We start from the raw sequence: 16894 nt of genomic DNA, 5'->3' as shown, positions 1-16894 counted from the left end.
ACACCTAGGGCTCGCCGAAGCCTGCCTTGATCAGCCCGCCCAGGTAGTCGACCGCCTTGCCCGCGTCCGCCCCGCTGGCTTCGATGTGCAGCACGGTTCCTTTCCCGGCGCCAAGCATCATAAGTTCCGTCATGGATGCACCGTCGACCCCGTTGATGGTGACGTCGGCATCCATCCCGGCCAGGCCGCCGGCAATCTTCGCCGCGGGCCGTGCGTGCATCCCGGCCTGGTTGACGAGTTCGAAGTCGCCCTGGGCATCCGGCGGCTGCTGGTGCGCGTGTTCGGGCCCGTGCGGGTGGGCCGGCGGGCGGTAGACGGCTTCGGCCGCGTCCTTCACGGTTCCGGCGTCGGCCCCCGTCTGGGCGGAAACGGCTGCCGCGACGAGTCCCTCGATCAGCGGGGCATCGGCCAGCTGGATTGACTCCGGATCGGCGGCGAACTCCACCGCCGATTCCGCTGTCATGACGGCGGAACCGAGGTCGGTGAGCACCACGATGCCGCTTCCCCCGGACGCCCGTTCCAGCGCGGCCATCACCTTCTCCAGGCTGGTTCCGATCCGGCCGTCGTCGGTGCCGCCGGCCGCCACGATCATGACATCGGGCGCCATTTGGGCGGCGAGTTCGACGGCGCCGTCGGCGATCTTTTCGCTGTGCGAGACGACGACGAGCCGGACCGTCATCCGGCGGCCCCCACGGCGGCGCGCAGGATCAGGGCACTGGATACGGCTCCGGGGTCGCGGTGGCCGATGCTGCGCTCCCCCAGGTAGCTGGCGCGGCCCTTCCGGGCCAGCATCGGGTCGGTGGAAACAGCGCCGGCCTCGGCCGCATCGGCCGCCGCGGCCAGGACCTTGCGGACGTCGCCGTCGCCGGCGGCGGCCGCCGAGGCATCCACGGCAGGAGTCCAGGCATCCACCATCGTCTTGTCGCCGGATTCGGCCTTGCCGCGGGCCACGATGCCGTCGCGGGCCGCCTGCAGCGCCGCTGCCAGCGTGGCGGCGTCAATGTCGGCAGCGTCCCCGAGGGCCGTCGCGGCCCGCAGGAAGGCTGTTCCATAGAGCGGCCCGGCGGCGCCGCCGACCTTCGACATCAGGGTCATGGCGGTGAGTTTCAGTGCCGCCCCGGCAGTTTCCGGGGGCGCTTCGGCGAGTTTGTCCATCACGGCCTTGAAGCCGCGGTCCATGTTCTCGCCGTGGTCGGAGTCACCGATCGGCCGGTCCAGCTCAATGAGTTCGACCCTGTGCTCGGCCATTGCCTCGGCGGAGAGCGTCAGCCACCGCACGGCCCAGCCGACGTCCAGCCCCACGTTCAGACGCCCCAGCGCAGGGCGGCGGTGTGGACGGGCGCGTCCCAGAGCCCGGTCATCTCCTCGTCGAGGCGCAGCACGGTGATGGAGCAGCCCTGCATCTCAAGCGAGGTGATGTAGTTGCCCACCAGCGAGCGCGCCACGGTGACGCCCTGATCCGCAAGCCTTTGCGCGGCCCGGCGGTAGACGATGTACAACTCGCTCAACGGTGTGCCGCCCATGCCGTTGACGAACAACAGGACCTTCTCCCCCGAGGCGAGGCCAAGGTCGCTGACGACGGGATCCAGCAGGCGGTCGGTGATGCCGTCGACGGGCTCCATCGGAATCTTGTGCCGGCCCGGCTCGCCGTGGATGCCGATGCCGATCTCGATCTCGTTGTCCTCGAGCTCGAAGCTGGGCACTCCGGCGTGCGGCACGGTGCACGCGCTCAGGGCCACGCCCATGCTGCGCACGTTTTGGTTGACGCGGTCACCGATGGCGGCGACGGCGTCGAGGCTGTCGCCGCGTTCGGCGGCGGCCCCAGCGATCTTCTCGACCAGGACGGTTCCGCCGACGCCGCGGCGCCCTGCGGTGTAGAGCGAGTCCTGCACGGCGACGTCGTCGTTGACCAGCACCGTACGGACCTCCACGCCCTCGGCCTGCGCCAGTTCGGCGGCGGTCTCGAAGTTCAGCACGTCGCCGGTGTAGTTCTTCACGATGTGCACGACGCCGGCGCCGGAGTTCACTGCAAGCGTGGCCGGCAGGATCTGGTCCGGGGTGGGCGAGGTGAACACTGCGCCGGGAACCGCGGCGTCGAGCATCCCCAGTCCGACGTAGCCGCCATGCAGGGGCTCGTGGCCGCTGCCGCCGCCGGAAACCAGCCCGACTTTTCCTGCCACCGGGGCGTCCTTGCGGACGATGTATTTGGGATCCGGGTAGACAGTCACAAGGTCGGCGTGAGCAAGCCCAAACCCCTCCACTGACTCGTCGACCACGGCCTTGGGATCATTGATGAGTTTCTTCATGGCTGTGCTCCCTGGATGGTTGTCCTGGCTGCTTGCTTAGACCCTACTACCGGGGCCCTGCCAGCGGTAGGCTCCGGGTTCAACCACTGCCGGGACGCTCAGGGCCCGGGTGCAGCCTCCGGCGCGAAGCTCGGCCAGGCGTCCGGACCGAGAGCCACCCGGGGCTGGAGCCGGCGCGCGGCGGCATCGGCGCCCCCGCAGCGGTCGCCACCGGGTGAGTCCGGCTGCACCGGAACGGCGTCCACCGTCATTTGGAATGCGGAGAAATCTGGAAAAATCACGCGATTCTGCAATTTCTGCCTCCGGAAGCTGGCGGCCCGCCCCATCGGGCCGGGATCAGTTTATCCACCAAGTTGATTTGGCGGAAGACCCCGTTTCAGGCAGCTGCGGGAAGCGCCTAGAGCGTCCGGATCATGCGGGTGTTGCCCAGGGTATTGGGCTTGACCCGCGCGAGGTCCAGGAATTCGGCGACGCCTTCATCGTGTGAGCGCAGGAGCTCCGAGTACACCACCGGATCCACGGCCGTCTGGTCCGCCATCATCTCGAAGCCATGCTTCTTGAAGAAGTCCACTTCGAAGGTCAGGCAGAACACGCGGGAGATGCCGAGCGCTTTCGCATCCTCCAGCAGGCGTTCCACCAGCAGGTGTCCGACGCCCTTGCCGCGCCACGCATCCGAGGTGGCCAGGGTGCGCACCTCCGCCAGGTCCTCCCACATCACGTGCAACGCGCCGCAGCCGATCACCTCGCCGTCGGGCGCTTCGGCGATCCGGAACTCCTGGAGGCTTTCGTAGTACGCGACGGTTTCCTTGGCCATCAGGATCCGCTGGTCGGCCAAGGGTGCCACCAGGGTCTTGATGGCGGCAACGTCGCCGGTGCGGGCAGGGCGGATGCGGATCGTCTCAGTCACAGCCCAATCCTACGGCGCGGGCCCTTGCGCCCCGCCCGGCCTTGGCCGGCCGGGGCGGGGCCGGGCGGCTCAGAGACCGAGCTCGTCCGGCACCGGGATGTCCTTGTCCAGCAGGTTCCTGGCCAGGAAGTGCTCGACCACGCCGTACCAGACCTTGGCGTGCTGCGGCTGCAGGATCCAGTGGTTCTCGTCCGGGAAGTAGAGGAAGCGGTGGTCGGTTTCGCCGTTCTCGTCGGCCGCCAGCTGCGACTTTGAGAGCAGTTCGTACCAGAGCCGCAGCCCCTCGCCGATCGGCACGCGGTAGTCCTTGTCGCCGTGGATGACCAGCATCGGCGTGCGGATCTTCTCCACATGCAGGTGCGGAGAATTCTCCGCGGCCATCTCCGCAGTCATTTCCTTCAGCCAGTACTGCGCTGAGTCCGTGGTCGGGCCGAACTGGTCCAGGGCCCACAGGCTTGCATGCGTGACGATCGCCTTGAACCGGTCCGTGTGGCCTGCCACCCAGTTGGCCATGTAGCCGCCGAATGATCCGCCCATCGCCGCGGTGCGTGTCTCGTCGATGTCGGGGCGCTGCTCGACGGCGTCGGTGATCGCCATCAGGTCCAGGAACGGAGCCTTGCCCCACTCGCCCCAGCCCCGCTGGATGTGATCCTGGCCGTAGCCGGTGGACAGGGCCGGGTCCGGGAGCAGCACCGCGTAGCCCCGGGCCACGAGCAGCCACGGGTTCCAGCGCCAGGTCCAGGCGTTCCAGGAGCCCAGCGGGCCGCCGTGGATCCAGAGCAACAGCGGTGCCGGGTTTCCGGCCGATGCGTCTTCCGGAAGGGCCAGGTAACCGGGCACCCGGCTGCCGTCCGCCGAGGTGGTCTCCACCCGCTCGAGCGTGCCGCGGTAGGCAGGGCGCCCGGCCGGGGCCGGCAGCCGGGTGACGTCGCCGCTGGCGAGGTCGATCCGGACGGCTTCCGCCGGAAATTCGTAGGAACTGCGCAGCGCATAGGCGCTTCGCCCGTCCGGGGAGACGGCGACGTCGGTGTAGGCGGCCGCGTCGGCCGTCAGCCGCACGGGCGCAGCCTCCCCGCCGGCGTTGCCGGGCACGGCGATGCGGAACACCGGCGAAGCCCCGTCTTCATCCGCCGTCACAAGCACGGCCGATCCATCCGGAAGCCAGGCCGCGGGGTGGCCCCAACGATCCCAGCCTTGCGCGAGCGGCGTCAGCGCCGCATCGCCGCCGTCGCTGTCGCCCGAGACATCGAGGAGGTGCAGCGCGATCCTGGGCGCCTGCTCCGGGGTGGTGTCTGTCTCGCTGAGCACCACCAGGGTCCGGCCGTCGGGGCTGACCGGGCCGGGGAAGTAGCTCATGCCCTCGGTGTCGAGCAGGACCCGGCGGGTGCCGGCGGCGACGTCGACGGCCACGAGCACGGTGCGGGAGTCGGCATTGGCGAGCGGCCGGGTGAAGCTGCTGTAGACCGTCTTCCCGTCCGGGCTGACGGCGATATCCGCCTCACGGAGTCCGTTTCCGGCGTTGGGGGTCAGGTTGCGCAGCTTGACCGGCGGGAGGGCGTCGACCGTCACCGGCTTCCCGGGCTCCGGCTCCGCACCGGGCTCGACGGCGAACAACCGGGGCTGCGCGGGGCCCAGGTCCGCGTCCCAATAGCGCACCGGGTAGCCGCTGTGCAGGATTGCGGCCACCTTGTTGTCCTTGCGGTCCTTGCGGCGCTCCTCGTCGTTTTCCTCGTCGGTGGAACCGGCGAGGACTGACGCCGTGACAAAGAGGGCGTCGGCCTCTTTCGCGGCCAGGAGGCCGCCGATGCCGCCGGCCCGGGAGAGCGCGACGCGGGCCTCTCCGCCGTCGGCCGGGAGGACCCAGAGGGCGTTGACCGGCTCTGCATCCGGGCTCTCGGGGTCCGGGCGCGCAGAAGTGAAGTACAGGCTGCCGTCCGCCGCGAACACGGCGCCGGCCTCGCCCTTGGCACTGCGCGTGATCCGCCGGGCCTGCTTTTTGCCCGCAGGATCCAGCTCCCACAGCGCGGTACGGTATTCGGTGCCCTTGTCGTTGAGCGTGGCCACGGTGGTGACGAGCCGTCCGCCGTCGGGGCTCAGCGCCAAGCCGCTCACCTTCGGGATGGCGAGGTAGTGGTCCAGGTCGTGGAACGGGGTCTCGGGGTGTTCGGCCGGGGTCTGCGTATCGGAAGAAGCCATGCCCCCGATTCAACACCCCTTGTGCGCCGGATCACACTCCGTTCACTCAGAGTGAAACACTGCTTTCATATTCAAAGGTGCCGAAATCGCAGCGGGCTCTCAGGGACTGTTGGCATGATGAGTCCATGAACCCTGAAAAGTCCCTGCCTCGACGCTCCCTGCTGCTCGGCGCTGGCGCCCTGGGCGGCAGCGCCCTGGCCCTCTCGGCCTGCACCGCTTCGCCGACCGGCACCCCGGCGACGACGGCGGCCGGCCCCTCTGTTCCGGCCGGCACCGCGGTCAAGGTGGGCAAGCTCAGCGATGTATCGGTGGGCGGCACGGCCACCGGGAAAATCAACGGCAAGACGGTGGTGATCTTCCGGCCGGATGACAAGACCGTCCTGGCGTACGACGCGGCATGCACCCACGCCGGCTGCCCGGTGGCCCCCGCCGGGGAAGACTTCCAGTGCCCGTGCCACGGCTCCTCCTTCAAGGGATCCGACGGCAGCGTGATCAACGGTCCGGCCCAGGCGCCGCTGGCCAGGCTGAAGGCGGCTATCGACGGCGAATGGATCACCGTAACCGCCTGACACGGCCGTCCCACGTCAAATAGAAGCGCCCGCGGCAAGAAGCGCCCGCGGCAAGCGGCGCCAGCGGCAAAAAGGCCCCGGCCGCCTCCTTGAAGGAAGCGGCCGGGGCCTTTTACTTGGAACGTTATCGCTTGGCGCCTAGACGCTCGGAGCGATTTCCGGGATGCGCGGCTTGGCGTTGCCGGCGAAGGTGAACTTCGCGTCGTCGCCTTCGCCTTCCACGTCCACCACCACGATGTCGCCGGCGTGCAGTTCGCCGAAGAGGATCTTCTCGGAGAGCTGGTCCTCGATCTCGCGCTGGATGGTGCGGCGCAGCGGCCGGGCACCCATCGCCGGGTCGTAGCCGCGGGTGGCCAGCAGCACCTTGGCCGCGGGCGTGAGCTCGATGCCCATGTCCTTGTCCTTGAGGCGCTTCTCCAGGCGGGTGACGAACAGGTCCACGATCTCGATGATCTCGTCCTGGGTCAGCTGCGGGAACACCACCACGTCGTCAACACGGTTCAGGAACTCGGGGCGGAAGTGCTGCTTGAGCTCCTCCGTGACCCGGGCGCGCATCCGGTTGTAGCCGGTCTGCGTGTCCGTCCCGGACTGGAAGCCGGTGGCGACGCTCTTGGAGATGTCCCGGGTGCCGAGGTTCGTGGTCATGATGATCACGGTGTTCTTGAAGTCCACCACGCGGCCCTGGGAGTCGGTCAGGCGGCCGTCTTCCAGGATCTGCAGCAGCGAGTTGAAGAGGTCGGCGTGCGCCTTCTCTACTTCGTCGAACAGCACCACGGAGAACGGCCGGCGCCGGACCTTCTCGGTCAGCTGGCCGCCTTCCTCGTAGCCCACGTAGCCCGGAGGGGCACCGAAGAGCCGCGAGACGGTGTGCTTCTCCGAGTACTCGGACATGTCCAGCGTGATCAGCGCGTCTTCCTCGCCGAACAGGAACTCCGCGAGGGCCTTGGCCAGTTCGGTCTTGCCGACGCCGGTGGGGCCGGCGAAGATGAACGAGCCGCCCGGACGCTTCGGATCCTTCAGGCCTGCACGGGTACGGCGGATCGCCTGGGACAGGGACCTGATGGCCTCGTTCTGGCCGACCACGCGCTTGTGCAGTTCGTCTTCCATCTTCAGCAGGCGCGAGGATTCTTCCTCGGTCAGCTTGAAGACCGGAATGCCGGTGGAGTTCGCCAGCACCTCGGCGATGAGATCCTCATCCACCTCGGAGATGTCGTCCATGCCGCCGGTCTTCCATTGGCGTTCCTTCTCGGCGCGCTCGGCAATGAGCTTCTGCTCCTTGTCGCGCAGCGAGGCGGCGCCTTCGAAGTCCTGCGCGTCAATCGCGGATTCCTTCTCGAGCTTCATGGCCGCGATCTTCTCGTCCATGACCTTGAGCTCCGGCGGGGCGGTCATCCGGCGGATGCGCAGCCGCGCGCCGGCTTCATCGATCAGGTCGATTGCCTTGTCCGGCAGGAAGCGGTCCGAGATGTAGCGCTCGGAGAGGCTGGCCGCCGAGGCGAGGGCGCCGTCGGTGATCGTGACGCGGTGGTGCGCCTCGTAGCGGTCACGCAGGCCCTTGAGGATCTCGATCGCGTCGGCGACGGAGGGCTCCTTGACCTGGATCGGCTGGAAGCGGCGCTCCAGGGCGGCATCCTTCTCGATGTGCTTGCGGTACTCATCCAGCGTGGTCGCACCGATGGTCTGGAGCTCACCGCGGGCCAGCATGGGCTTCAGGATCGAAGCCGCATCGATGGCACCTTCGGCAGCACCGGCACCCACCAGGGTGTGGATCTCGTCGATGAAGAGGATGATGTCGCCGCGGGTGCGGATCTCCTTGAGCACCTTCTTCAGGCGCTCTTCGAAGTCACCGCGGTAGCGGGAGCCGGCCACCAGGGACCCGAGGTCCAGGGTGTACAGCTGCTTGTCCTTGATGGTCTCCGGCACGTCGCCGCGGACGATCGCCTGGGCCAGGCCCTCGACGACGGCGGTCTTGCCGACGCCGGGCTCGCCGATCAGCACCGGGTTGTTCTTGGTGCGGCGGGAAAGGACCTGCATGACGCGTTCCATTTCCTGCTCACGGCCGATCACCGGGTCCAGCTTGTTCTCGCGTGCGGCCTGGGTCAGGTTGCGCCCGAACTGGTCGAGGACGACAGAGCCTGCGGGGGTGCCTTCGGCCTGGCCGGAGCCAACGCCGGCACCGGCGGATTCCTTGCCCTGGTAGCCGGAGAGCAGCTGGATGACCTGCTGGCGGACGCGGTTCAGGTCCGCTCCGAGCTTGACCAGCACCTGGGCGGCCACACCTTCACCCTCGCGGATGAGGCCGAGCAGGATGTGCTCGGTGCCGATGTAGTTGTGGCCCAGCTGCAGGGCTTCGCGCAGCGAGAGCTCCAGCACCTTCTTGGCGCGCGGGGTGAAGGGGATGTGGCCGGACGGGGCCTGCTGGCCCTGGCCGATGATCTCCTGAACCTGCTCGCGGACGCCGTCGAGCGAGATGCTCAAGGACTCGAGGGCTTTGGCGGCAACACCTTCACCCTCATGGATCAGACCCAAGAGGATGTGTTCGGTGCCGATGTAATTGTGGTTCAGCATGCGTGCCTCTTCTTGGGCAAGCACAACTACGCGACGGGCACGGTCCGTAAATCGCTCAAACATTTCGCCACACTCCTAGCTACGACGTACTTTGATGCTACGTGGCGGAGTTCGAGATTTGTGGCTTGTTCGCCACGGGGGAAACCCGGACGGGTCCCGGGCGTCACGGCGGTCCACGGATACCGGCCGGCCGGGGCCCTGGCTCGGCCCCGGTCAGGGCTGCGCTCCCGCCCGGTTACTTCTTCCCAAATCCTGAAGACACGGCGTGTCCTCGGCTTATTGAGGCATTTTCCGGAGGCAACCGGGCGGGAACGCACAGTTGCCGCCAGCACCGGCCGTCCGGACACGACAATGCCCCCGCCGCGGGGGCAGGGGCATGGTCGAAGGAAAGGGGCGAGCCGACGCGCCCTTCCGGGAAGCAGGTACTAGGAATTTGCCTTTTGGTAGGCTTCCTGAATTTCGGCTTGGATACGGCCGCGGCTGTTTACCGCATAGCCGTTGTCCCGGGCCCACTGTCGAATCTGCGCCGAGTCCTGATTGCGGCCGCTCGAAACTTTAGTCCGGGTTGCCCGCCCGGTCGACGTCTTGCGCGCGTGGGCCACGTACCGCTCGACGGCCGAGCGGAGTTCTGATGCGTTGCCCGATGACAGGTCAATTTCATAACTCACGCCATCAAGGCCAAACCGGACAGTTTCGTCCGCGGATCCCCCATCCAGATCATCAACAAGGATGATTTTAACTTTCTGTGCCATAAAAACTCTCTTTTCAAAAGGTCGAGTATTTAGAAAAGCAGGATGTATCTGAAAAAAGTATCCATCCTTTTATGGCCGGGAGTCAAAGCGGAAAAGCCCTTCCAAAGAAAGTCCACAGGAAGGAATAGCCCCAGCTTTTAGCGCTGTTCGGGGGAATGCCCGGTCCCGGGAGCGGGATTTTGCTCCGGCCCGCGGGCTGCCGCCTCCGCCTGGGCGCGGGCCTCGGCCTGGCGCTCGGATTTGTCGGCATTGAAGATTGCCTTCATGGCGAACCAGAAGATGAGCCCGACGACCACGGACGGGAGCAGGACGGCAATGTATTCCATGATCAGTGGCCTTCGGGCTTCAGCAGCGGGAAGAGAATGGTCTCGCGGATGCCGGCGCCGGTGAAGAGCATGACCAGCCGGTCGATGCCCAGTCCGATGCCGCCCATCGGCGGGGCGCCGTACTCGAGGGCGCGGAGGAAGTCCTCGTCCAGCTGCATGGCTTCGACGTCGCCGGCGGCGGAGCGGCGGGACTGCTCGGTGAGGCGTTCGCGCTGGATGACCGGGTCGATCAGTTCGGAGAAGGCGGTGCCGCGCTCCATCCCGCCGATGATCAGGTCCCACGCTTCGATCAGCCGGTTGTCCTCGCGGTGGTGGCGGGCCAGCGGCTGCGCGGAGGGCGGGTAGTCATAGACGAAAGTCGGGTTGAGCAGGGTCGGTTCGACCAGCTCGCCGAAGAGCTCGACCACGAGCTTCTCGGCGTCCCAGGCCGCGTCGACCTTGACCTCGTGCTTGGCGGCGATGGCCAGCAGTTCCTCGACGGGGGTTTCCGGGGTGATGTCCTGGCCCACGAAGTCGGAGAGTCCCGGGTACACGGCCATCCAGGCCCAGTCGCCGTCGAGGTTGATCTCGCCGGCCTCGGTCTGCAGCACGCGGCCCACCCCGGCGGCGTCGGCGGCGTCCAGGATGATCTCCTTGATGCGGTCCGCCATGACGAACTGGTCGGCCCAGGCCTCGTAGCTCTCCAGGGTGGTGAATTCGGGGCTGTGGGTCGAGTCCACGCCCTCGTTGCGGAAGACCCGGCCCATGTCATAGACACGGTCGATGCCGCCGACCACCGTGCGCTTGAGGTACAGCTCGGTGGCGATCCGCAGCGTCATCTTCTGGTCAAAAGCGTTCATGTGCGTCTCGAACGGGCGGGCCGTGGCGCCGCCGTGCACCAGCTGCAGCATCGGCGTCTCCACCTCGACGTAGCCCTGGCGGTGCAGGGTTTCGCGGATGGAACGCGTGATCGCGGCCCGGGTGTAGACCATTTCGCGGGCCTCGTCGCGGACAATCAGGTCCACATAGCGCTGGCGGACGCGGGTTTCCTCGTTGAGCTCCGCGTGCAGCACAGGCAGCGGCCGCAGCGCCTTGGACGCCATGGACCAGGATTCGGCCATCACGGAGAGCTCGCCGCGGCGGGAGGAGATGACCTCGCCCTTGATGAAGACGTGGTCGCCGAGGTCCACGAGGGACTTCCAGTCCGCGAGCGCTTCCTCGCCGATGTTGGCCAGGCTGAGCATGACCTGCAGCCGGACGGCCTTGCCGTCGAGGCCGCCCTCCTGGAGGGTGGCGAAGCAGAGCTTACCGGTGTTGCGGATGAAGACAATGCGGCCGGTCACGCCGACGACGTCGCCGGTGGTCTCGTCGGCCACGAGGTGCGCGTACTTTTCGCGGATCTCCGTCAGTGAGTGCGTGCGCTCGACTCCCACCGGGTACGCCTCGATGCCACGTTCGATCAGCTTGGCGCGCTTTTCCATGCGGACCAGCGTCTGCTCGCTGGCGTCGGAGTGCTCGGCGGTGTTCGGGGCGGGGGTGTTTTGGGAAGTCACAATCCCCAAGTTTACCGGGCATCCGGCCCCCTCCGGTGCGGCAGGCGCGGGAATGGACCGGGAATACAATCACAGCTGTGGAGACGTGGACGATTCGGACCGACGACGGCGAGGGGCACCTCGAGCTGCACACCTTCCGGACCAGCGCGGAAAAGGCCCCGGAGGGCGCCCCGGCAGCAGCGCCGGAAGCCGCCCCGGGGGCAGCGCCCGGGCACTTCCCGGAGCCCGCCGGCGCGGCGCCCGGGGACGCGCCTGCGGCGGCGGCCGGCATCGTTCTGGTACATGGGACCTTGGTCACGGACGCCCTCTACCGCTCGTTCGCCCGGAGCCTGAGCCGGCTCTTGGGCCGCCCGGTGCACTGTTACAACCGCCGCGGCCGGGCCGGGTCCTCACCGCAGCCCGCGGACTACTCGGCGGCCACGGAGGTTGCAGACCTCGCCGCCGTGCTGCGGCAGACCGGCTCAACGGACGTGTTCGCGCACAGCTACGGCGGGTTCGTGGCGCTGCAGGCCGCACGCAGCGTGCCGATCCGCCGCCTGGTGACCTACGACGCGGCTGTGTCCCTCGCCGGGAACCTGACCAGCCGCTGGCGACCGGAACTGGAACGATCGGTGGCGGCCGGTGAACTGGACCACGCGTGGGCCCACCTGGTCCAGGGGCTGGAAACCGCCGGTCCCGTGTCGAAGCTGCCGCTCGGCGCCCTGCGCATGCTCAGCATCCTCTCGGCCCGGACCAGCCTGGGCGCGGAGATGCGGGAACTGCTGCCCACGGCCGTGAAGGAGATGCGCGCGGTGCTGGCCGCGGACGCCGAGCTCGACGACTTTGCCGGCATCACCATGCCCACGCTGATGCTCACCGGCGGGTGGAGCCCGGACTACTTCGCCGAAACCGGGCGGCAGCTCGCGGCGGCGGTGCCGGCAATCGAGTTTGCCGTGGTGCCGGGCCAGCTGCACGAGGGCCCCATCCGTCCCGGCAACCGGCGGCTGGCGCTGATTGCGGCCAGGTTCCTGCTCGACGGCGACGCGGTCCCGGCGCGGCTCCGGGTCCGGCGGCGGCTGCGGCCGGCCCGCTGACTTCTGGCACTAGAATCGGGGGCGACCTAAGTCGAAAGGACCCCCTTGGCCAAGCTCTACTTCCGTTACGGCGCGATGAACTCCGGCAAGTCGACGGGCCTGCTGCAGGCCGCGTTCAACTACGAGGAGCGAGGCCAGCGGGTGGTGCTCGCCAAGCCGGACATCGACACCAAGGGTGACGCCGACGTCGTATCCCGGCTGGGCATGACCCGCTCGGTGGACTTCCTGATCCCGTCCGGGGCGTCCGCCCGGAAGCTGTTCGCGGCGCACGCGCACGGGGATGACCCCGACGCGTTGCTGCAGCACGTGGACACGCCCCCCGTGGCCTGCCTGCTGGTGGACGAGGCCCAATTCCTTGAGCCGGAGCAGGTGGACGACCTTTTCCGCATCGCCGTGCTGGACAACGTTCCCGTGCTCGCCTACGGCATCCGCACCGACTTCCGGACCCGCGCCTTCCCCGGCTCGCTCCGGCTCCTGGAAATCGCGCACACGCTCGAGGAGCTCAAGACCATCTGCCGGTGCGGCCGCAAGGCCATCTTCAACACCCGCCGGATCGGCGATCAGGTGGTGTTCGACGGCGACCAGGTGGCCATCGACGGGCAGGACGCCTGGTACGAGTCACTCTGCGGCTCCTGCTACCTCGAGATCTCCGGCGGCCGGCTGGGCAGCTGACAGCACCCTGCTGTGCGGTTCCGGGCGCCTCGGCTAGGCTCGGAGCATGACCCGCGAGAACATCAAAACCCCCGACGGCGGAACCCTTGAGCTTTTCAGCACGGGCGCGGAGCTTGCCGCGGCGGGTTCCGGCGTCGTCGTCGTGCCGGCTTCGATGGTGACGGCGGCCGACTACACCCGTTTCGCGCAGAAGCTCAGCGCCGCGCTGGGCCGGCCGGTCCACACCTTCAACCGCCGCGGCCGCGGCTCGTCCTCGCCGCAGCCGGAGGACTACACCCTGGACGTGGACATCCGCGACCTGGACGCCGTGATGAAGCACACCGCCAGTACCGACGTCTTCGGGCACAGCTTCGGCGGCGCGGTGGCGCTGCATGCCGCACGCACCCTGCCGGTGGAACGCCTCGCCGTCTACGACCCGGCCGTTTCGGTGAACCACAGCGTCACGGCGGACTGGACCGCAGAGTACGAGCGCCTGACGGCGGCGGGCGACGACGACCGGGCCCTCGCCGTCCTGGTCCGCGGCCTCGAGACCGGAAGCGCGCTGTCCCGGATGCCGCTATCCATGCTGACGCTCGCGAACAAGCTCACCGCCGGCACACCTGTCGGCAAGCAGCTGCGCGAGCTGATGAAGACCGGCGTCCGCGAGATCAAGGCGATCATCGCCGCCGACATGCCGGCCGAACCATTCCTGGAGCTGCCGCTGGAGACCCTGATCATCGTGGGCGAGAAGAGCCCGGCGTACTTCGGGGTGGCCTGCGGGCAGATCCACGACGTGCTCTCGGGCTCCAGCTACACCATCCTGCCGGGCATGGGCCACGACGGCGTCAACAAGGCCCCGGACAAGCTCATCGCCGAACTCAGCGAGTTCTTCGCCGGCTAGCAGCTGCCGGGTCAGTGGGCCGCCGGGCCCGCCGCGCCTTCGGTCTTGCGCATCAGCACGGACAGCACCACGGCAGCGAGCGCTATGGCGGCCGCGGTCAGGAACGCCGCGTGCATTCCGGCGACGATGCCGGACCCCGCCGAGACGACCGCGTAGATCGAGACCAGCAGCGCCGTGCCCGCCGCGCCCGCGACCTGCTGCAGGGTGCTCATGATGGCCGAGCCGTGGGAGTACAGGTGCGGCGGCAACGGGTTCAGCCCCGTGGTGAACGCGGGGGTGAACAGCAGCGCCAGGCCCAGGCTCAGCGTCACATGCAGCGCGATGATCCAGCCGACCGGCGTCTGGGCGTCCAGCCGGGAGAACTGCCAGAGCGAAAGCACCATCAGGACCGATCCCGTCACGGTCAGCGGCAATGGGCCGAACTTGTCGAAAAGCCGGCCGATGACCGGGCCCAGCAGGCCCATTGCGAGGCCGCCGGGCAACAGGGCGAGGCCGGTTTCCAGCGACTTCAGGCCGCGGACTTCCTGCAGGTACAGGGGCAGCAGGATCACGGCGCCGAACAGGGCAATCATCGCGACCACCAGCAGCAGCACGGACACGGTGAACATCCGGAAGTTGAAGGCGCGCAGATCCAGCAGCGGCGCGTCTGACTTCTGCAGCCTGAGCTGGCGCAGGACGAAGGCGAGCAGGGCCACGACGCCGACGGCGAGCGCCGCCACGGCCGGGGTGGCGGGGCCGCCCTGGCCGCCGCCGATCTGGCTCAGTCCGTACACGACGCCGCCGAAGGCCGGGACGGTCAGGACGACGGAGAGCGCATCGAGCCGGGTCTTCTCGTTGTCGCCGATGTTCCGCAGGAACCTGGCTCCGATGGCAAACGCGAGCAACGCGATCGGGAGCACGAACACGAACATGAACCGCCAGGAGAAATTCTGCAGGATCAGCCCGGAGACCGTCGGGCCCATGGCGGGCGCCACCGAGATCGCGATGCTCACGTTGCCCATCACGGCGCCGCGGCGCGCAACCGGCACCAGGGTCAGGATGGTGGTCATCAGCAGCGGAAGCATGATGGCGGTGCCGCCGGCCTGGATGATTCTGGCCAGAAGCAGGATTTCGAAACCGGGTGCGAGGGCTGCCAGCAGGGTGCCGGCGGAAAACAGCCCCATCGCCAGCATGAAGACCGCCCGGGTGGAGAGTCGCTGCAGGATGAAGCCCGTGGTGGGAATGACCACGGCCATCGTCAGCATGAAGCCGGTGGAAAGCCACTGCACGGTGGGTGCACCGACCCTCAGGTCCACCATCAGCCGCTGCAGGGCCACGTTCATGATGGTTTCGTTCAGGATCACCACGAAGGTGGCTACCAGCAGGGTGGCGATGATGGTGACGGACTCCCGGGACAGCTTCTCCGGCCCGGCCGCCGGTGCCTCCGCGCGCTGCACGGGCGCCGGGGGCAGGGCTGCGGTCCGGGGCGGCTGCGCCAGGTTCTCCTGGACGTTGGAAGGGGCATCTGCTGGCATGGGGATTCCCTCAGGGAGTTGAAGTGGGTTTCGGCGCACGTGGTCGCCACTACGAATTCCAACCCGCCCCCCGCAGCGGTAATTCCCGGCGGCGGCGATAAATTATTCCGATTCGCAGCGGGACGGAAACTCGGCCCGGGGCCTTTGTCCCCTACCCGCTTTCCGGCGGCGGGCGTTGGCTGGTAACGGGCCGAGGCTCCCCTCCGGGCGCCCGCACCCCCGACTTACTCCACCGGCTTATTCCACGAGAGGATGATCCATGGGCCACATCAAGCTCGACACCCAGATCGACGCGCCGGTCGGGCGCGTCACCGAGATCGCCGTCGACCCCTACCACTGGGCGTCGTGGTGGGTGAACCTCAGCGAGCCGAAGAAGGTCGAAGGCGACGGCCGGGCGGGGACCGTCGTCGAGCACAGCTACCTGATGGCCGGGGTTCCGTTCCCGGTCACCACGCGCGTCCTGGAAAACGAGCCGACCCCCAGCGGCGGCCAGCACGTCCGGCTCGAATTCGACGGCCCGCTCAAGGGATGGCAGACGTGGGACTACGAGCCCTCGGGAACCGGCACCCGGGTCACCGCGGAAATCGAGTACAACGTCCCGGGCGCGGCGATCGGGAAGTTCGCCGACCGGGTGCTGGTGGAACGGCTGCAGGAGCGCGCCAGGGAGCAGACCCTGGCAAACCTCAAGCTGATGGCCGAGACGGGGAAGGGCTAGGAGTCCAGCGGCACGTTGTCGATCAGGCGGACCGGGCCGACCTTGGCCGCGATGAGAACCAGTCCTTCGCCGCGGAACGGCGTCTCGCGGCAGTTCTCCGCGAGCGGCTCAAGGGTGCGCGGGTCCACGACGTCGAAGTAGTCCAGCTCCACGAGGGGCTGGGATTCCACGAGCGCCCGGGCGGAGTCCAGGTCCAGGGGTTCGTGGGCGTTGGCGCGTTCCTCGACCAGCCGCAGCGCCCGGGAGAGCACCAGGGCGGCCTCGCGTTCCTCGGCCGAGAGGAAACGGTTCCGGCTGGAGAGCGCGAGCCCGTCCGGGGACCGCACGATCGGCACCGGGACGATCTCCACCGGGAAGTTCAGGTCCGCCACCATTCGCTGGACCAGGGTCAGCTGCTGGGCGTCCTTTTGGCCGAAATAGGCGCGGTAGGTGCCCTGTCCCAAGGCGGGCAGGCCGTAGTGCAGCAGCTTCGCCACCACCGTCAGGGCGCCGTCGAAGTGCCCCGGCCGGGAGGCTCCCTCCCACTTGTCGGCCAGCACACCGGCAGTGATCCGCACCAGGGGTTCGCCGCCGGGATACACCTCCTCCACCGCCGGCGCGAAGGCGAGGTCTACTCCTTCGGCCTCGAGCAGGGCCAAATCCGCCTCAAGCGTCCGCGGGTAGCGGTCAAGGTCCACCGCCTCGCCGAACTGCAGCGGATTGACGAAGATGCTGGCCACCACGACGTCGTTTTCCGCGACGGCGGTGCGTGCGAGCCGGGCATGTCCCTCGTGCAGGGCGCCCATCGTGGGCACGAGCCCCTGCGAGGTGCCGCGCTTTTCGGTGAGCAGCCGCGCGCTTTCAGTGCGCAGCTGCGCAGCCGTGGTCACCAACTGGATTGCCAT

16 protein-coding genes are annotated in these 16894 nt (G+C 68.2%); 5 read left to right on the top strand and 11 right to left on the bottom strand.

All coding sequences use genetic code 11. The annotated features are described in order from the left end of the window. Positions 1–4: 4 nt before the first annotated feature. The 5 genes from dhaM to AC1DH3_RS06570 all read right to left on the bottom strand — a co-directional run bounded on the left by dhaM (position 5) and on the right by AC1DH3_RS06570 (position 5409). Positions 5–679: a dihydroxyacetone kinase phosphoryl donor subunit DhaM gene (dhaM, locus tag AC1DH3_RS06590; RefSeq protein WP_476892998.1), complete on the bottom strand. Its 675-nt coding sequence runs from the start codon at positions 677–679 to the stop codon at positions 5–7. Next, positions 676–1302, bottom strand: coding sequence for a dihydroxyacetone kinase subunit DhaL (dhaL, locus tag AC1DH3_RS06585; RefSeq protein ID WP_476892999.1), 627 nt, complete (start codon positions 1300–1302; stop codon positions 676–678). The genes dhaM and dhaL overlap by 4 nt, the downstream gene beginning before the upstream one ends. Positions 1303–1304: 2 nt before the next feature. Then, a complete protein-coding gene (gene dhaK, locus AC1DH3_RS06580; protein WP_441418124.1) occupies positions 1305–2306 on the bottom strand; it encodes a dihydroxyacetone kinase subunit DhaK in 1002 nt (333 codons plus the stop codon). A gap of 397 nt (positions 2307–2703) precedes the next feature. After that, entirely contained in the window at positions 2704–3213 is a 510-nt protein-coding gene (locus tag AC1DH3_RS06575; protein WP_476908874.1) for an amino-acid N-acetyltransferase, read from the bottom strand. 69 nt (positions 3214–3282) lie between these two features. Continuing rightward, a complete protein-coding gene (locus tag AC1DH3_RS06570; protein ID WP_476908873.1) occupies positions 3283–5409 on the bottom strand; it encodes a S9 family peptidase in 2127 nt (708 codons plus the stop codon). Between the two features lie 125 nt (positions 5410–5534). On the opposite strand from AC1DH3_RS06570, the gene AC1DH3_RS06565 reads away from it, so the two are divergent. Further along, positions 5535–5978, top strand: a complete 444-nt coding sequence (locus AC1DH3_RS06565) for a Rieske (2Fe-2S) protein (protein WP_476893002.1) — start codon at positions 5535–5537, stop codon at positions 5976–5978. 138 nt (positions 5979–6116) lie between these two features. Here the strand turns inward: AC1DH3_RS06565 and AC1DH3_RS06560 are convergent, their stop codons facing one another. The 4 genes from AC1DH3_RS06560 to lysS form a co-directional block, all read right to left on the bottom strand. Further along, entirely contained in the window at positions 6117–8609 is a 2493-nt protein-coding gene (locus AC1DH3_RS06560) for an ATP-dependent Clp protease ATP-binding subunit (protein ID WP_441418128.1), read from the bottom strand. Between the two features lie 362 nt (positions 8610–8971). After that, positions 8972–9298 (bottom strand): histone-like nucleoid-structuring protein Lsr2, encoded by a 327-nt coding sequence (locus AC1DH3_RS06555; RefSeq protein WP_175323908.1) that lies wholly within the window; start codon positions 9296–9298, stop codon positions 8972–8974. Positions 9299–9435: 137 nt separating this feature from the next. Then, positions 9436–9624, bottom strand: coding sequence for a hypothetical protein (locus AC1DH3_RS06550; protein WP_441418130.1), 189 nt, complete (start codon positions 9622–9624; stop codon positions 9436–9438). Positions 9625–9626: 2 nt separating this feature from the next. Then, complete coding sequence (gene lysS, locus AC1DH3_RS06545) at positions 9627–11156, bottom strand: lysine--tRNA ligase (protein ID WP_175323910.1); 1530 nt, start codon at positions 11154–11156, stop codon at positions 9627–9629. 77 nt (positions 11157–11233) lie between these two features. Between lysS and AC1DH3_RS06540 the strand changes: the two genes are divergently transcribed. From AC1DH3_RS06540 to AC1DH3_RS06530, 3 genes are read left to right on the top strand one after another with little or no spacing between them, the layout of a single operon-like run. Next, entirely contained in the window at positions 11234–12229 is a 996-nt protein-coding gene (locus tag AC1DH3_RS06540; protein WP_476893003.1) for an alpha/beta fold hydrolase, read from the top strand. Between the two features lie 45 nt (positions 12230–12274). Continuing rightward, a complete protein-coding gene (locus AC1DH3_RS06535) occupies positions 12275–12901 on the top strand; it encodes a thymidine kinase (protein ID WP_441418132.1) in 627 nt (208 codons plus the stop codon). 46 nt (positions 12902–12947) lie between these two features. Further along, entirely contained in the window at positions 12948–13781 is an 834-nt protein-coding gene (locus tag AC1DH3_RS06530; RefSeq protein WP_441418133.1) for an alpha/beta fold hydrolase, read from the top strand. Positions 13782–13792: 11 nt separating this feature from the next. Here the strand turns inward: AC1DH3_RS06530 and AC1DH3_RS06525 are convergent, their stop codons facing one another. Further along, entirely contained in the window at positions 13793–15295 is a 1503-nt protein-coding gene (locus AC1DH3_RS06525) for an MDR family MFS transporter (protein WP_476893004.1), read from the bottom strand. 259 nt (positions 15296–15554) lie between these two features. Here AC1DH3_RS06525 and AC1DH3_RS06520 point away from each other — a divergent pair, with 259 nt between their 5' ends. Continuing rightward, positions 15555–16010: an SRPBCC family protein gene (locus AC1DH3_RS06520; RefSeq protein WP_441418135.1), complete on the top strand. Its 456-nt coding sequence runs from the start codon at positions 15555–15557 to the stop codon at positions 16008–16010. On the opposite strand, the gene panC is transcribed toward AC1DH3_RS06520, so the two are convergent. After that, positions 16007–16894, bottom strand: coding sequence for a pantoate--beta-alanine ligase (gene panC, locus AC1DH3_RS06515; RefSeq protein ID WP_476893005.1), 888 nt, complete (start codon positions 16892–16894; stop codon positions 16007–16009). The two genes, AC1DH3_RS06520 and panC, sit on opposite strands and share 4 nt — an antisense overlap.

It is taken from the genome of Arthrobacter sp. 05L428, from assembly GCF_056397665.1.
The sequence above is the reverse complement of the archived record's forward strand: the minus strand, read 5'-3'. Positions and strand labels throughout refer to the sequence as shown.

Excerpts from the sequence above, each read along its gene's own strand:
- dhaM (WP_476892998.1), bottom strand. The coding sequence starts at position 679 with ATGACGGTCCGGCTCGTCGTCGTCTCGCACAGCGAAAAGATCGCCGAC.
- dhaK (WP_441418124.1), bottom strand. The coding sequence starts at position 2,306 with ATGAAGAAACTCATCAATGATCCCAAGGCCGTGGTCGACGAGTCAGTG.
- AC1DH3_RS06570 (WP_476908873.1), bottom strand. The coding sequence starts at position 5,409 with ATGGCTTCTTCCGATACGCAGACCCCGGCCGAACACCCCGAGACCCCG.
- AC1DH3_RS06565 (WP_476893002.1), top strand. The coding sequence starts at position 5,535 with ATGAACCCTGAAAAGTCCCTGCCTCGACGCTCCCTGCTGCTCGGCGCT.
- AC1DH3_RS06560 (WP_441418128.1), bottom strand. The coding sequence starts at position 8,609 with ATGTTTGAGCGATTTACGGACCGTGCCCGTCGCGTAGTTGTGCTTGCC.
- AC1DH3_RS06555 (WP_175323908.1), bottom strand. The coding sequence starts at position 9,298 with ATGGCACAGAAAGTTAAAATCATCCTTGTTGATGATCTGGATGGGGGA.
- AC1DH3_RS06550 (WP_441418130.1), bottom strand. The coding sequence starts at position 9,624 with ATGGAATACATTGCCGTCCTGCTCCCGTCCGTGGTCGTCGGGCTCATC.
- AC1DH3_RS06530 (WP_441418133.1), top strand. The coding sequence starts at position 12,948 with ATGACCCGCGAGAACATCAAAACCCCCGACGGCGGAACCCTTGAGCTT.
- AC1DH3_RS06525 (WP_476893004.1), bottom strand. The coding sequence starts at position 15,295 with ATGCCAGCAGATGCCCCTTCCAACGTCCAGGAGAACCTGGCGCAGCCG.
- AC1DH3_RS06520 (WP_441418135.1), top strand. The coding sequence starts at position 15,555 with ATGGGCCACATCAAGCTCGACACCCAGATCGACGCGCCGGTCGGGCGC.
- panC (WP_476893005.1), bottom strand. The coding sequence starts at position 16,894 with ATGGCAATCCAGTTGGTGACCACGGCTGCGCAGCTGCGCACTGAAAGC.